The sequence below is a fragment of the Bradyrhizobium genosp. SA-4 str. CB756 genome (genome assembly GCF_000473125.1).
Classification (GTDB): Bacteria; Pseudomonadota; Alphaproteobacteria; order Rhizobiales; family Xanthobacteraceae; genus Bradyrhizobium; species Bradyrhizobium arachidis.
In genome coordinates, this window is record NZ_KI421499.1 from 9,182,554 (window position 1) to 9,196,149 (window position 13,596).

General features: G+C 65.6%; 16 protein-coding genes. 12 read left to right on the plus strand and 4 right to left on the minus strand.

Going from position 1 to position 13,596, the window contains the following annotated elements; all coding sequences use genetic code 11:
* Positions 1–27 precede the first annotated feature (27 nt).
* Genes BRAGE_RS0144310 through lpxK form a run of 4 tightly spaced genes read left to right on the plus strand, consistent with a single transcriptional unit; the run spans position 28 to position 3,292 of the window.
* Positions 28–276, plus strand: a complete 249-nt coding sequence (locus BRAGE_RS0144310) for a DUF4170 domain-containing protein (RefSeq protein WP_027563088.1) — start codon at positions 28–30, stop codon at positions 274–276.
* Positions 273–986 carry a lysophospholipid acyltransferase family protein gene (locus BRAGE_RS0144315; RefSeq protein WP_027563087.1) on the plus strand — a complete coding sequence of 238 codons (714 nt, stop codon included), beginning with the start codon at positions 273–275 and terminating at the stop codon, positions 984–986. The genes BRAGE_RS0144310 and BRAGE_RS0144315 overlap by 4 nt, the downstream gene beginning before the upstream one ends.
* Complete coding sequence (locus BRAGE_RS0144320; RefSeq protein WP_092215338.1) at positions 949–2,283, plus strand: 3-deoxy-D-manno-octulosonic acid transferase; 1,335 nt, start codon at positions 949–951, stop codon at positions 2,281–2,283. Before BRAGE_RS0144315 ends, BRAGE_RS0144320 begins: the two co-directional genes overlap by 38 nt.
* A complete protein-coding gene (lpxK, locus tag BRAGE_RS0144325) occupies positions 2,276–3,292 on the plus strand; it encodes a tetraacyldisaccharide 4'-kinase (protein ID WP_027563085.1) in 1,017 nt (338 codons plus the stop codon). The genes BRAGE_RS0144320 and lpxK overlap by 8 nt, the downstream gene beginning before the upstream one ends.
* 302 nt (positions 3,293–3,594) lie before the next feature.
* Here lpxK and BRAGE_RS0144330 read toward each other — a convergent pair whose 3' ends face one another.
* Positions 3,595–3,792, minus strand: a complete 198-nt coding sequence (locus BRAGE_RS0144330; RefSeq protein WP_027563084.1) for a hypothetical protein — start codon at positions 3,790–3,792, stop codon at positions 3,595–3,597.
* A 618-nt stretch (positions 3,793–4,410) separates the two neighbouring features.
* On the opposite strand from BRAGE_RS0144330, the gene BRAGE_RS0144335 reads away from it, so the two are divergent.
* Positions 4,411–4,719, plus strand: a complete 309-nt coding sequence (locus BRAGE_RS0144335) for a hypothetical protein (protein WP_027563083.1) — start codon at positions 4,411–4,413, stop codon at positions 4,717–4,719.
* Positions 4,720–4,855: 136 nt separating this feature from the next.
* On the opposite strand, the gene BRAGE_RS0144340 is transcribed toward BRAGE_RS0144335, so the two are convergent.
* Entirely contained in the window at positions 4,856–5,080 is a 225-nt protein-coding gene (locus BRAGE_RS0144340; protein ID WP_027563082.1) for a DUF2093 domain-containing protein, read from the minus strand.
* Positions 5,081–5,259: 179 nt separating this feature from the next.
* Between BRAGE_RS0144340 and BRAGE_RS0144345 the strand changes: the two genes are divergently transcribed.
* Together BRAGE_RS0144345 and BRAGE_RS55530 are read left to right on the plus strand one after the other, a co-directional pair.
* Entirely contained in the window at positions 5,260–6,084 is an 825-nt protein-coding gene (locus BRAGE_RS0144345) for a dienelactone hydrolase family protein (RefSeq protein WP_027563081.1), read from the plus strand.
* 163 nt (positions 6,085–6,247) lie between these two features.
* The gene (locus tag BRAGE_RS55530) at positions 6,248–6,397 is read left to right on the plus strand and encodes a hypothetical protein (RefSeq protein ID WP_167336549.1); all 150 of its coding nucleotides are present in this window, start codon (positions 6,248–6,250) and stop codon (positions 6,395–6,397) included.
* Between the two features lie 362 nt (positions 6,398–6,759).
* On the opposite strand, the gene xseA is transcribed toward BRAGE_RS55530, so the two are convergent.
* Positions 6,760–8,376 carry an exodeoxyribonuclease VII large subunit gene (xseA, locus tag BRAGE_RS0144360; protein ID WP_027563079.1) on the minus strand — a complete coding sequence of 539 codons (1,617 nt, stop codon included), beginning with the start codon at positions 8,374–8,376 and terminating at the stop codon, positions 6,760–6,762.
* Positions 8,377–8,513: 137 nt separating this feature from the next.
* Here xseA and BRAGE_RS0144365 point away from each other — a divergent pair, with 137 nt between their 5' ends.
* The 5 genes from BRAGE_RS0144365 to BRAGE_RS0144390 all read left to right on the plus strand — a co-directional run bounded on the left by BRAGE_RS0144365 (position 8,514) and on the right by BRAGE_RS0144390 (position 13,034).
* Positions 8,514–9,524, plus strand: a complete 1,011-nt coding sequence (locus BRAGE_RS0144365; RefSeq protein ID WP_027563078.1) for an alpha/beta hydrolase — start codon at positions 8,514–8,516, stop codon at positions 9,522–9,524.
* A complete protein-coding gene (locus BRAGE_RS0144370) occupies positions 9,521–10,075 on the plus strand; it encodes a hypothetical protein (RefSeq protein ID WP_027563077.1) in 555 nt (184 codons plus the stop codon). The genes BRAGE_RS0144365 and BRAGE_RS0144370 overlap by 4 nt, the downstream gene beginning before the upstream one ends.
* 4 nt (positions 10,076–10,079) lie before the next feature.
* Entirely contained in the window at positions 10,080–10,382 is a 303-nt protein-coding gene (locus BRAGE_RS0144375; RefSeq protein WP_027563076.1) for a winged helix-turn-helix domain-containing protein, read from the plus strand.
* Between the two features lie 273 nt (positions 10,383–10,655).
* Positions 10,656–11,939 carry a phosphoribosylamine--glycine ligase gene (purD, locus tag BRAGE_RS0144385; RefSeq protein ID WP_027563075.1) on the plus strand — a complete coding sequence of 428 codons (1,284 nt, stop codon included), beginning with the start codon at positions 10,656–10,658 and terminating at the stop codon, positions 11,937–11,939.
* Positions 11,940–12,128: 189 nt separating this feature from the next.
* Entirely contained in the window at positions 12,129–13,034 is a 906-nt protein-coding gene (locus BRAGE_RS0144390) for an alpha/beta fold hydrolase (RefSeq protein WP_027563074.1), read from the plus strand.
* On the opposite strand, the gene BRAGE_RS0144395 is transcribed toward BRAGE_RS0144390, so the two are convergent.
* On the minus strand, positions 13,031–13,489 hold the full coding sequence (locus BRAGE_RS0144395; RefSeq protein WP_035730700.1) for a nucleoside deaminase: 459 nt from the start codon (positions 13,487–13,489) through the stop codon (positions 13,031–13,033). The two genes, BRAGE_RS0144390 and BRAGE_RS0144395, sit on opposite strands and share 4 nt — an antisense overlap.
* Between the last annotated feature and the right edge of the window lie 107 nt (positions 13,490–13,596).

A 13,596-nucleotide genomic window follows, 5' to 3' on the forward strand; every position in this document is an offset into this window, starting at 1 on the left:
CCGGGCAGCCCGTTAGGAACAGAATCCATGTCAGATAGTGCCCCGCAACAATTGCTGCATCTCGTCATCGGCGGCGAGCTCGTCGATCTCGAGCACAACACCTTCAAGAACCTGGACGACGTCGAGATCGTCGGCCTCTATCCGAACTATGCGACCGCCCACGCCGCCTGGCGGGCCAAGGCGCAGAGCACGGTCGACAACGCCCAGATGCGCTATTTCATCGTCCATCTGCACCGGCTGCTCGACCCTACCCAAGAATCGAAGCCGGCGCGTTGAAGAAACTGCTTCGCAATACGCTGCGAAGCAGCTGGTTTCAGCGTGCCGTCGGGGTCCTGGCGGCCGAATATCTGCGCTTTGTCTGGCGGACCAACAAGTTCACGTTCGATCCGCCCGACGTCTATGACATCGTCGAGCCGCAGATCCCGGCGATTTTCGCATTCTGGCACGGCCAGCATTTCCTCACCCCGTTCATCAAGAACAAGGACTCCTACAAGGCCAGGGTCCTGATCTCGCGGCACCGCGACGGCGAGTACAATGCGATCGCCGCCGAGCGGCTCGGCATCGGCACGATCCGCGGTTCCGGCGACCATGGCGGCGCCTTCCACCGCAAGGGCGGTGTCGGCGCCTTCAAGGAAATGGTGCGGACGCTCGAGGACGGTTGTAATGTCGCGCTGACCGCCGATGTCCCCAAGCGCGCGCGCGTGGCCGGGCTCGGCATCATCATGCTGGCACGGGAATCGGGGCGGCCGATCATGCCTTTCGCGATGGCGACCAGCCGATTCATCCGGCTCAAGAACTGGGACCGTACCACCATCAATTTGCCATTCGGGCGGGGCGCATTGGTCGGCATCAAGGAAATCCACGTTCCGCCGGACGCCGACGCGGCCATGATGGAAACCCTGCGGCTCGAGCTGGAAGAGACGCTGAACGAGGCGACCCGCCGCGCCTATGCGCAGCTCGGCCGTCCGGGACCCGCAGATGGCTAGTTCGCTTCCGATGACGCTGCGGATGTATCATCGCCTGGCGAGCGGCCTGGTGCCGCTGGCGCCTGCGCTGATCAAGCGGCGGCTGAAGCAGGGCAAGGAGGATCCCGCGCGCGTCGGCGAGCGGCGGGGCCTTAGCCAAGACGTCCGTCCGCACGGTCCGCTGGTCTGGATCCACGGCGCCAGCGTCGGCGAGGTCCTGGCCGCGGCCGCGCTGATCGAGCGCCTGCGCGACCTCAACCTGCGCATCCTGCTCACCTCGGGCACCGTGACCTCTGCGGCCGTCGTCGCCAAGCGCTTTCCGCCCGACGTCATCCATCAATACGTGCCCTATGATTCGCCGCGCTACGTCGCGCGCTTCCTCGACCATTGGAAGCCGTCGCTGGCGCTGTTCATCGAATCCGACCTGTGGCCCAACCTGATCCTGGCGGGCGCAGCGCGCCGGGTGCCGATGGTGCTGATCAACGGGCGGATGTCGCCGCGCTCCTTCCCGCGCTGGCGGCGGATGTACGGCACCATCTCGGCGCTGCTGTCGCGGTTCGACATCTGCCTAGCGCAATCGAAGGTCGATGCCGAGCGCTTCTCCGCGCTCGGCGGCCGCGACGTCGTCACCACGGGCAATCTCAAGCTCGACGTTCCCGCGCCGCCGGCCGATCCCGCGAGGCTGGAGCGGCTGATGGCGATGACGCGCGGGCGTCCGATCATCGTCGCGGCCTCGACCCATCCGGGCGAGGACGAGATGCTGGTCGCGGCCCATCGCAGCCTCGCCGGTTTCTTTCCGCAACTCCTCACCGTGATCGTCCCGCGCCATCCGGATCGCGGCTCCTCGATCGCAGGGCTGATCACGGCATCCGGCCTGAAGCCCGGCTTGCGTTCGCGCGAGGAGCTGCCGACCGCCGCGACCGACGTCTATGTCGCCGACACCATGGGCGAGCTCGGCCTGTTCTATCGCCTCTCGCCGATCGTCTTCATGGGCGGATCGCTGATCCGCCATGGCGGGCAGAATCCGATCGAGGCGATCAAGCTCGGGGCCGCGATCGTCCATGGCCCGCACGTCTTCAACTTCGCCGACGTCTACGAGGCGCTCGATGCGAGCGGTGGCGCGCGTCAGGCCGACACGCAGGAAGTGCTGGTCAAGCAGCTCGGCCAGCTCCTGGCCGATCCCACCATGCGCGACAAGATGCAGCGCGCCGGCAGCGGCGTGGTGGATCAGCTCGGCGGCGCGCTCGACCGCACCATGGGCGCACTCGAGCCGTATCTGCTGCAGCTGCGGATCGAGATGGGAGCGGCCAATGCGTGAGCCGGCCTTCTGGTACCGGCCACGTTCCCCGAAGTCGCATCTTTTGAGTCCGTTGGGCGCGCTCTACGGCGCCATCACCGCGCGCCGCATGGCGCGCAAGGGCTTTGACGCCGGCATTCCCGTGATCTGCGTCGGCAATTACCATGTCGGCGGTGCCGGCAAGACGCCGACCGTGCTGGCGCTGACCAAGCTGCTGCGCGAGCTCGGCGAGACGCCGGTGGTGCTCAGCCGCGGTTATGGCGGACGGCTTCAGGGCCCGGTGATGGTCGATCGCGCGCGTCACACTGCCGCCGACATCGGCGACGAGCCGCTGATGATGGTGCGCGACGTGCCCGTCGCGGTCGCGCGCAACCGCGTCGACGGCGTCGCGCTGGCGAAGTCGCAAGGCGCCACCGTGATCCTGATGGATGACGGCTTCCAGAACCCGCATCTGATGAAGGATGCATCGCTGATCGTGATCGACAGCGAGCGCGGCCTCGGCAACGGCAAGGTGTTTCCGGCCGGCCCCCTGCGCGCGCCGCTGAAGACGCAGCTCGCGCGCACCGACGCGCTGGTGCTGATCGGCGACGGCCATGCCGCGGACGATGTCGCGGCCGAGCTCGAAAGGCGCGGCAAGCCCAGGCTGCGCGCACGCTTGACGCCGGATACGGCTTCCGTCGGGCAGCTCGCCGGCAAGTCCGTTTTCGCGTTCGCCGGCATCGGCGATCCCGAGCGCTTCTTCCGCAGCTTGCGCGCCTGCGGCATCGATGTTGCCCGCACGCGCCCCTTTGCCGATCACCACAGGTTTTCGCACGACGAGCTCGCCCTGCTTGCGGCGGACGCCCGACGCGAGCAGCTCACGCTGGTGACGACGGAAAAGGACCTCGCGCGCCTGCGCGGCCGCGGCGATGTGCCAGGCGGCATCGTGCCGTTCGCCGTGCAGCTCTCCTTCGACGATCCGGCAACGCTGCGGCAGCTGATCAGCAATCACCTCTACAAGGCGCGCGAGCGGCTGTTTTCCAGGCGATGATTTTGTAGATCGCGTAGGGTGGGCAAAGCGCAGCGTGCCCACCATCAGGAACATCTGGGTTGAAAGTGAGAGTCGTGGGCACGCTTCGCTTTGCCCACCCTACGGCGTCACGGCTGCAATCTCGGTTCAGCACTTGGTCGTGCTCACCACGCACCAACGGCAATCATTCCGATAATGGTCAGGCACGAGGCGCAGGCCACCATGAAGGTATAGCATTCGGGTGTATTCATCGCTTCCTCCCAAACTGCAGCCAATTGCTTGGCCATTGCTACGCGGGAGAGATCACCGGTCTTCGAGCCGCTTCAATGCGGCGCGTTGCGGCCGGTCTTGTGGTGCGCCTTCGTCTCATTCTCGTCACCCTGATCCGCCGGATGACGATCGGCATCGAGAGCCTCGAAGCGTTCTGTTGCGATCAGAAGCTGTTTGCGCATTTCAGCGAGACGGGCGCGGCAATATTCACGATACAGCAGGTCCAATATGGTGGGCATGAACACCCCCATCGGTTGGTATTCGATTGACTGATATGCCGCCGCGAATTTTCGAGGTGATCCTAGCCCGTCAGATGGCTCTTCGATATGAGCCCGTTCACAGACTGCGCCAATTCCAATGCTCAACGGCTTTTGGTTGACTTGATTGTCTGCGCGATAAAAGCAACAGGGCCAATTACCTAACATGCATGTTAGCAGCCCTGTGTTTCACCAAGATTTCGTCAAACAACTTAAGCGCGCCGAATTGCAACAAAGAATCCAACTACAGCGCGAAATGACTCACCATTGAGTGCACGCGCTATTCGATGCAACGCAGATCGGCATGATGAGATCATTTGTCTGTGAGACCGGCGGTGCGAGCGCGCGCGAACACCGTCGGGACGCCGGCACATTCGTCGCCATGCCCTGGAGATCGGCTGCATCGCCAGCGGCTGGAGCATGATCCGGAAAAGTGCGCAGCGGTTTTCCGAAAAGATCATGCTCAAACAATAACCTGAAGCGCGATGACGATTCATCCTGATCTCATCGCGCTTTTAGGGCGGCTGCGCTCTTGCCATCGTGTCGCAGCCTGCCATTCAGGCGACATTCATCGCAAGGCGCCTATCGATGTCAGACGATCGGGAGAATTCGATGAGATTGCCGTCCGCAGCCTTCGCCGCGAGCCTTGTGTGTCTGATCATTGCGCCGGTGCTGGCGCAAACGCCGGCGCCTGCACCAAGTCCGACCGCCACCGTGCCGGTTCCCGCGACCAAGCGCGTGACCTGTCTTGCGACGACGCAAAACTTTAAGGGGCAGGAGAAGCGAGACCAGATGCAGCTCTGCATGGCGCAGGCGCGGCTCGATTGCCTGAAGCAGGCGATCGATCAGAAGGTCGTCGGCGAAGCGCGCAAGAGTGCGATCAAGACTTGCGTGGGCACGGATGGTCCCGAGCCACAATAGCGGAGCGATGCTGCGATCTCGATATCGTAGGGTGGGCAAAGCGAAGCGTGCCCACGTTGTTCGTTGCTGCCGTGGAGAGATGGTGGGCACGGCGCTTTGCGCCTTAGCCCACCCTACGAGATCTACGAAATCACGCTCACGGCTGCTTCAGCGCGCCCGGAAAGTGCCGCTGCAGCACGGCAGCGGGCGTGGCGTAGGCTTCCTGCAAATCGACGCTCCAGTATTTCAGCTCGTCGAGCGGGATGCGCGTGTCGGTGATGGCACAGCGCACGAAGGTCCCCGGCGAGATCACGCGGAAATCGCCGTCGAGATACTGCACCTGCGCTTCGCCATGGCCCGAGGGGCCGAACTTGTTCAGCACGGTCGAAAGTCTCCGTGGAGGGGGCCGCTTCCTGGGAGAACCCGGGAGGGCACGATGTGTTGGACGGGATGTAGCATAGATAGGGTGGCTTGTCCGCCCGTTAAACCCACCGGTTTGTGATGTTTTGCCGCCGTTTTCGCGTGATAGTGCTGGGCCGAAGGATTTTGACGCAGACACCGATGCGCCTTCGACTGACCGCCCTGTTCCTGATGCTGCTGATGCCGGCCGCGCATGCGTCGCCGGCGCCGCAGCAGGTCGACATTCCGCTGTCGTCGGGCGTGCTGCATGCGCAGCTCTACAAGCCCGAAGGCGACGGGCCGTTTCCGACCGTGATCGCGCTGCATGGCTGCGGCGGCCTCGGCAACCATTCAGAACCAGTGCTGCCGCGCTATCGTGACTGGGCCGAGCGCCTGCTCAAGGCGGGCAATGCCGTGCTGCTGCCCGACAGCTACGGCTCGCGCGAGCTCGGGCCGCAATGCCGCGTCAAGGAGATGCACGTCAAGGCGCGGCGCGAGCGCGTCGCCGACATCGCGGCCTCGCGCGCCTGGCTGATGAAGCAGACCTGGGTGGCGCGCAGCCGCATCAGCCTGATCGGCTGGGCCAACGGCGCCAGCGCGCTGCTCTGGGCGGTGCGGCCGCAGGGCGGGGCACGCGACGCGAGCCCGGATTTCCGCGCCGCCATCGCGTTCTATCCCGATTGCCGGATTTCCGCCGGTCTGGGGTGGAGCACGCGGGTGCCGACCCTGGTGCTGATCGGCGGCAATGACGATGTCTCCTCGCCGCCGGCCTGCCGCCAGATGGTGGACGGCGCACACGGCCGCAGCGCGCTCGCACGCATCGTGGTCTATCCCGGCGCCTATCACGACTTCGACCGCGCCAACACGCCGCTGCACGCGGCCGCTGCTAGCGGCGACGCCGCCGCCCCAGAGCACGGCCATCTCGGTACGGATTCCGAGGCGCGCGCGGAGTCGCAGAAGGAAGTCGCGGAGTGGCTGGCGCGGTAAGCGGGGCCGCCCGAGGAACAATGAGAGGCGGACAGCCCCGCATCGACCACCGCCCTGCACGGAGCCTGATGGCCGACCGGGAATCTACGGATCGCGCGCCTTGCGAGTTTCAACAGGTGATCGCGCCATCTTTCGACCACGATGTCGATTAAACGCAATCCTCATGCGCAACCGCATCACTCTCTTCGCTTCCGCCCTGATCGTCTTCACCGTCGCGGTCTTCCTGTTCGAAGCCCATGCCGGCGCACCGATGCGCGCGCCGGACCATTGCGGCTTCTGGACCACGATCGACGCGGGATTGTCCTGCCGGTAGGGCGGGCCCTATCAATTTCCGTCACCCTGAGGTGCTCGCCTCTTCGGCGAGCCTCGAAGGGCGACGGCCCGGCTGCATCTCGGCCGTTCATCCTTCGAGGCTCTCTGCACGATGCTGCGCCTCGCGCAGCTCGCACCTCAGGATGACGGGTCTGATATGACGAGCTGCGTAGGCCACATGCATCTCCACACATTCGCTGTCATCGCCCGGCTTGACCGGGCGATCCAGTATTCCGAGGCGTCTGTGATTCACCGAGAAGCCGCGGCGTACTGGATTCCCCGCCGGAGCCTGTCATCGGGCTCGCCGAAGGCGAGACCCGGCGGCGGGGAATGACAGCGAGGGCGCAGCGCCACCCTCGCGCCTCAGAACAAGCTGCCCTGATCCACCGGCTTGCGCTTCGGCGCGGGCTTTGTGTCCTGCGTGGCCGGCTTTGCTTGCGCCGGCGCGCGCTTTGCCGTTGGCACGGTGCGATCCGCATCCGCGGTCGCGCCGACGCGGCCATCGGCGAACTCGATCTCGACACGTGCGCCGGGACCGATCGAGTCCGCCGCATGCACGGGATGTCCCCCCTCATCGCGCACCAGCGCAAAGCCGCGCGCGAGCACGCTGCGATAGGACAGCGCCGAGAGCAGCTTGCCGCTGTTCTCGACGCGGGTATCGAGCCGGTGCAGCAGCGTTGCCAGCGCGCGCTGTGCGCGCTCGGCCAGCCGATGCGTGCGCTCGCGCTGGCGGGCAATCGCGTTGCGCTGCGCCTGTGCATTCGACAGCTTTGAGGCGCGCAGACGCACCTCCAGCCCAGCAAAGCGGTCGCGCCGCTGCCGCAGCAGCGAGCGTGCGGACAGCCCCAGCCGCTCGCCGCAGACGGTGAGGCGATGATCGGCCTGCGAGATCTGGCCGTGCAGGACGCGCAGCGTCAGTTTTGAACTGGCCGCGGTGAACCTGCGGAAATGCGCATGCGTGTTGGCCTTGAGGCAGCGGGGCAGGGACGCGCCCGCCGAATCCAGCCGCTGCCGCGGGATCGCCAGCAGATCACCTGCCGCCGGCAGCGCGCGCGCGGCGGCACGCAATTCGCTACGACGGCTCTCCTGGGCGCGCTGCCAATAGGCGCGGGTGCGGCGACCGAGATCGGCGACCTCGACGAACAATTCGCTACGCACGGGGACAGCCATCTCCGCCGCCGCCGTCGGCGTCGGCGCGCGCTTGTCGGCGACGAAGTCGATCAGCGTGATGTCGGTCTCGTGGCCGACCGCGGAGATCAGCGGGATCATGCTCTCGGCTGCCGCGCGTACCACGATCTCCTCGTTGAACGACCAGAGATCCTCCAGCGAGCCGCCGCCGCGCGCCACGATCAGCACGTCGGGCCGCGGGATCTTGCCGCCCTCCGGCAGCGCGTTGAAGCCGCGGATCGCGGCCGCGACCTGCTCGGCCGAGCCTTCGCCCTGGACCTTGACCGGCCACACCAGCACGCGGCGGGGGAAGCGGTCCTCGAGCCGATGCAGGATGTCGCGGATCACGGCGCCGGTCGGCGAGGTCACGACGCCGATCACCTCCGGCAGCCATGGCAGGAGCTGCTTGCGCGCCTCGTCGAACAGGCCTTCGGCGGCGAGCTTCTTCTTGCGCTCCTCCATCAGCGCCATCAGCGCGCCGATGCCGGCCGGCTCCAGGGCCTCGATGACGATCTGGTATTTCGAGGAGCCCGGATAGGTCGTGAGCTTGCCTGTCGCGATGACCTCGAGCCCCTCCTGGGGCTTGAAACGCATGCGCCCGTGCACGCCCTTCCAGATCACCGCCTCGATCTTGGCGCTCTCGTCCTTGAGCGCGAAATAGCAGTGCCCGGAGGAGTGGGCGCCGCGAAAGCCGGAGATCTCGCCGCGGACCCGGACATGGCCGTAGGTGTCCTCCACCGTCCGCTTCAGGGACTGTGAGAGCTCGGAGACGGTGAATTCAGGCGCGTTGTGAAGTTGTTCCGCAGGCGGCATCGGCAATCGATTCGGCATTTTGGGGTCGGACTCGACGTTAAGGATTTTCGCCGCGCAGTGCCAATCCGGGGATTGATCGAAAGAGTACTCTGTATTATAGAGTTCTCTATTGACGATGAGTTTTACGGAGTCCGGCCATGGCGATGCAATTGCTGCGAGGTGCTCTGAGCCTGCTGAAATGGGGCCTGTGCGCGATCGGTGCCGTGGCGCTGATCTTCACCGCCCTGATCGCGACCCCGCTGGAGCGGCCGCCGGAGCTGCACTCGGTGTCCGACTCCCGCAAGGGCGTCGACATGACGACCCTGCCGGCGCTGGAGCGCTTCCAGGCCCGTGACGGCACCTGGCTGGGTTATCGCCATTACGCGGCGGGCGGTTCGGCCACCGCGCGCGGTGCGATCTTCATACATGGCTCGTCCGGCTCTTCCGGCACGGTCAATCACGCCTTGACGGCGGCGCTCGCCACGCACGGCGTGGAGACCTGGGCGCTGGACACGCGCGGTCACGGTGCCTCGGGCACGCGCGGCGATATCGGCTACGTCGGCCAGCTCGAGGACGATCTCGTCGATTTTGTCGCCCATGTCCGCAAGAGCGCGCCTGATCTGCCGCTGACCCTGATCGGCCATTCCGCCGGCGGCGGCTTCTCGCTGCGCATCGCCGCCACTCCGATCGTGCAGGACCTGTTTGTCCGCACCGTGCTGGTCGCGCCCTATCTCGGCTATGACGCGCCGACCAACATGCCGCATTCCGGCGGCTGGGCCAGCGCCGACATCCCGCGCTTCCTCGGCCTCGCCGCGCTGCGCAAGCTCGGCATCGACTGCTGCGCGCAGCTCCCGGTGCTCGCCTTCGCGGTGCCTGCGAATTCGGAGCGCTTCCTCACGCCGACCTATTCCGACCGCCTGATGCGCAACTTTGCGACGCGCGGCTATCGCCTCGATCTGCCGGCCGTGACGCATCCCATGACGATCTTCGGCGGCGCTGAAGACGAGATGATGATCTCCGGCAAATATGCCGAGACCGTGCAGGCCATCAGGCCATCCGTCGACGTCAAGCTGATCGAGGGTGTCAACCACATGGGCATGGTCACCAATCCGAAGGCGGTCAACGCGATCGCCGAGGACGTGGCGACGCGGGGAGCGAACCAGTCATGATCAACAGCAAGGAGGCCACTGCCGCGCTGGCCGAGATCGACGACATCGTCCAGCGCGTGCGGCAGTCGCGCATCTACGATCTCGCCAGCGAGATGATGATCATGTGGGGCGTGCTGGTGTTCGTCGCCAACATGGCGACCTGGCTGTGGCCGCACGGCGCTTATTACTATTGGTTCGCCGTCTACGTCTTCGGCATCGCCGGCTCGTTCGCGATCAGCACGATGAACCAGACTGCGACCGGGGTTCGCAGCTTCGACATGCGGATGCTGCTCGCCTTTGTGATGTTCATCGCCTTCGGCTTCCTCTGCGCGCACGTGCTCGGCCATTTCACGCCGCGTCAACAAGGCACGTTCTGGACCATCTATTTCATGCTGTTCTATGCGCTGGCAGGGCTGTGGTTCGGCACAGCCTTCGTCGTGATCGCGCTCGCGATCACCGCGCTGACGCTGATCGGTTATTTCTTCGCCACCGGCGATGCCTTCCTGCCCTGGATGGCCGTCGTCAACGGCGCCGGCCTGATCGTCGGCGGCCTCTGGATGCGGCGGAGCTAGCGCCATGGCCGAGCTCGACGACATCATCCACCAGCCGTTGCGCTTGAAGATCATGGCCGCCCTGAATTCGCTGCCGACCGCCGCCGCGGGTCTCGAATTCTCCCGCCTCAAGAAGCTCACCGGTGCCACCGACGGCAATCTCGGCGCCCATATCGAGACCTTGGCCAAGGCCGGCTACGTCTCGGTCGACAAGGCCTTCGTCGGCAAGAAACCGCAGACTACCGTCACCGCTACGGCAGCCGGCCGCGGCGCCTTCGCGCGGCACGTCGCGACGTTGCAGGAGATCATTGCGGGGAAGCAGGTGTAGACGCGATCGTCATCGCGGTGCGGCTTGCTGTGCCCTCTCCCCTTGCGGGAGAGGGCATTTCCGCTGGTAGACACAGGCTCGCTCGGGTGAGGAGTTCGCGGATGCAACCCCTCATCCGGCGCGCATTCGCGCGCCACCTTTTCCCGCAAGGGGAGAAGGGGCAGCGGAGCAAGCCGCCCCGGAATGACGGGGAGCGTCAGGCGTTTCCCCTTGAGGCCCGCCCCGATTCGTGCGACCTCCGCCCCCAGCAAAACCCCTTATTCTGAGCCTTCGATGCACATTCTCCTGCTCGGTTCCGGCGGCCGCGAACATGCCCTGGCGTGGAAGATCGCAGCCTCTCCCCTCGTGACCAAATTCTGGTGTGCGCCCGGCAATGCCGGCATGGCGCGCGAGGCGGAATGCGTGGCGCTCGACATCGCCGACCATGCCGCCGTGATCGAGTTCTGCAAGAAGAATGCGGTCGAGCTCGTGGTGGTCGGCCCGGAGACGCCGCTCGCCGCCGGCATCGTCGATGATCTCTCGGCCGCCGGTATCAAGGCGTTCGGTCCGAACAAGATCCCGGCCCAGCTCGAAAGCTCCAAGGGTTTCACCAAGGCGCTCTGCACCGAATTCGGCATTCCGACCGGCGCCTACAAGCGCTTCACCAAGCCTGAGGATGCGCGCGACTACGTCAACAGCCAGGGCGCGCCGATCGTCGTCAAGGCTGACGGCCTTGCCGCCGGCAAGGGCGTCGTCGTCGCCAAGACCGTGCGCGAGGCCGAGGACGCCATCGCCATGATGTTCGAGGGCGCTTTTGGCGAGGCCGGCGCGGAGGTCGTGATCGAGGAGTTTCTGCCCGGCCGCGAGATCAGCTTCTTTGCGCTGTGCGACGGCGAGACCGCGATCCCGCTCGCCTCGGCGCAGGACCACAAGCGCGTGTTCGACCATGATGTCGGCCCGAACACCGGCGGCATGGGCGCCTATTCGCCGACGCCGCTGGTCACGCCCGCGATCCACGATGCGATCATGGCGAAGATCATCCTGCCGACGGTCGCCGGCATGAAGCAGCGCGGCACGCCGTTCCGCGGCATCCTCTACGCCGGCATCATGCTGACCACGCAGGGGCCGAAGCTGTTCGAGTTCAACGTGCGCTTCGGCGATCCCGAGTGCCAGGTGCTGATGCTGCGCATGATGTCGGACATCGTGCCGGCGTTCATCGCCGCCTGCGACGGGGAGTTGAAGCATTTCGATCTGCGCTGGTATCCGGAATCCGCGCTGACCGTGGTGATGGCGGCGAAGGGCTATCCCGGCGACTACCAGAAGGGCACGCGCATCGAGGGGCTCGATGACGCAGCCAAGGTGGAGACCGTCGAGATCTTCCACGCCGGCACGGTCGAGAAGGACGGTGCGATCCTCGCCAATGGCGGCCGCGTGCTCAATGTCTGCGCGCTCGGCAAGACTGTCACAGAGGCGCAGAGCCGCGCCTATCAGGCCGTCGACCGCATCAACTGGCCGGACGGCTTCTGCCGCCGCGACATCGGCTGGCAGGCGGTGGAAGCGGAGAAGGCCAAGGGCTGACAGGCTTTTTGCCGCTGCGCGCGCAAAGATCTTCGCGCCATCGCGCCGCCACACCGACATTCCAAAAATGCGTAGTCGGCCGTTGGACTTAGCGTCCTCTGCCGATCACACCGTGCTACTGTGCATGGGGTTGTTTTCGACTTTCATGTCGAGGCGCCCTCGCGACCGACCAGACAAGGATGCAGAAAGATGTCCGATCTCGCCGACCTCTATCCCGGCTTCGCCTCGGAATGGATCAACACCTCCTTCGGCCGCATCTTCGCCCGTGTCGGCGGCAGCGGCCCGCCGCTGCTGCTGCTGCACGGCTTCTCCGAGACGCATGTGATGTGGCACCGGGTGGCGCCTGAGCTTGCCGACAGGTTCACGCTGATCATCGCCGATTTGCCCGGCTATGGCTGGTCCGACATGCCCGAGAGCGATGCCCTGCACATCCCCTACAGCAAGCGCGCGATGGCGAAAGCCATGGTCGAGGCGATGGAGCGGCTCGGCCACGTGCACTTTGCGCTCGCCGGTCACGACCGCGGTGGCCGCGTGTCGTATCGCCTAGCGCTCGATCATCCCGGACGGCTGTCGAAGCTCGCCGTGCTCGATATCCTGCCGACCTATAATTACTGGGAGCGGATGAACCGCGCCTATGCGCTGAAGATCTATCACTGGACTTTTCTGGCCCAGCCCGCGCCGCTGCCGGAGACGCTGATCTCGGGCAATGGCGAGTTCTTCCTGCGCTTCAAGATGGCGAGCCAGACCAAGTCGAAGACGCTGGATGCGATCGACAAGCGCGCGCTCGAATATTACCTCGCCCCGTTCCGCGACCCCGCACGCGTCCATGCGATGTGCGAGGATTACCGCGCCGGCGCCTATTTCGACTACGACCTCGACAAGGCCGATTTCGAGGCCGGCAAGAAGATCACGGTGCCGATGCTGGCGCTGTGGGGCAATGCCGGCATCGCGCAGGCCGCCGCGACGCCGCTCGATACATGGAAGCAATGGGCGACCAACGTCGACGGCATGCCGGTGGATTCCGGGCACTTCCTCACCGAGGAGAACCCGGATGTGACCGCGAAGGCGCTGCGCGAGTTCTTCCTCGCGCCTTAGCGCCGCTCCCGGAAGAACTCCTTGAGCAGCCGCGCCGCCTCGCTCTCGCCGACGCCGGAATAGACATCCGGGGCGTGGTGACAGGTCGGCGAGGCGAAGAACCGCACGCCGGATTCGACCGCGCCGCCCTTGGGGTCGGCGGCGCCGTAATAGAGCCGGCGCACCCTTGCAAAGGAGATCGCGCCCGCACACATGGTGCAGGGCTCCAGCGTCACGTAGAGGTCGCAGTCGACGAGGCGCTCGCTGCCGATTTTCCTGGCCGCCTCGCGCAGCGCAACGAGTTCGGCATGGGCGGTGGGGTCATGGTCGGTCAGCGTCCGGTTGCCGGCGGTGGCGATGACCTCGTAATCGCGGACCACCACGCATCCGATCGGAACTTCGCCCGCTTTTCCGGCATTTTCGGCCGTCTTGAGCGCCAAATCCATGAAAGAGGGGGCTTTCAAGCCTCGTATCATCCAAAGAAACCTGCTAGTAGCTGCGCCTTCAGCAGAAGTGCTTACCGGTTTTGCCTGAGCATGCGGCTCGGAACGAGCGCGCGCACTGCTCCCGCGCCGCCTCCTTA

Bases quoted from the DNA above. Each gene is read 5' to 3' on its own strand.
- BRAGE_RS0144390 (WP_027563074.1), top strand. From the start codon at position 12,129: ATGTCCGATCTCGCCGACCTCTATCCCGGCTTCGCCTCGGAATGGATC.
- BRAGE_RS0144395 (WP_035730700.1), bottom strand. From the start codon at position 13,489: ATGATACGAGGCTTGAAAGCCCCCTCTTTCATGGATTTGGCGCTCAAG.
- lpxK (WP_027563085.1), top strand. From the start codon at position 2,276: ATGCGTGAGCCGGCCTTCTGGTACCGGCCACGTTCCCCGAAGTCGCAT.
- BRAGE_RS0144375 (WP_027563076.1), top strand. From the start codon at position 10,080: ATGGCCGAGCTCGACGACATCATCCACCAGCCGTTGCGCTTGAAGATC.
- BRAGE_RS0144370 (WP_027563077.1), top strand. From the start codon at position 9,521: ATGATCAACAGCAAGGAGGCCACTGCCGCGCTGGCCGAGATCGACGAC.
- BRAGE_RS0144335 (WP_027563083.1), top strand. From the start codon at position 4,411: ATGAGATTGCCGTCCGCAGCCTTCGCCGCGAGCCTTGTGTGTCTGATC.
- purD (WP_027563075.1), top strand. From the start codon at position 10,656: ATGCACATTCTCCTGCTCGGTTCCGGCGGCCGCGAACATGCCCTGGCG.
- BRAGE_RS0144330 (WP_027563084.1), bottom strand. From the start codon at position 3,792: ATGGGGGTGTTCATGCCCACCATATTGGACCTGCTGTATCGTGAATAT.
- xseA (WP_027563079.1), bottom strand. From the start codon at position 8,376: ATGCCGCCTGCGGAACAACTTCACAACGCGCCTGAATTCACCGTCTCC.
- BRAGE_RS0144320 (WP_092215338.1), top strand. From the start codon at position 949: ATGCGCAGCTCGGCCGTCCGGGACCCGCAGATGGCTAGTTCGCTTCCG.
- BRAGE_RS0144365 (WP_027563078.1), top strand. From the start codon at position 8,514: ATGGCGATGCAATTGCTGCGAGGTGCTCTGAGCCTGCTGAAATGGGGC.
- BRAGE_RS0144345 (WP_027563081.1), top strand. From the start codon at position 5,260: ATGCGCCTTCGACTGACCGCCCTGTTCCTGATGCTGCTGATGCCGGCC.
- BRAGE_RS0144310 (WP_027563088.1), top strand. From the start codon at position 28: ATGTCAGATAGTGCCCCGCAACAATTGCTGCATCTCGTCATCGGCGGC.
- BRAGE_RS55530 (WP_167336549.1), top strand. From the start codon at position 6,248: ATGCGCAACCGCATCACTCTCTTCGCTTCCGCCCTGATCGTCTTCACC.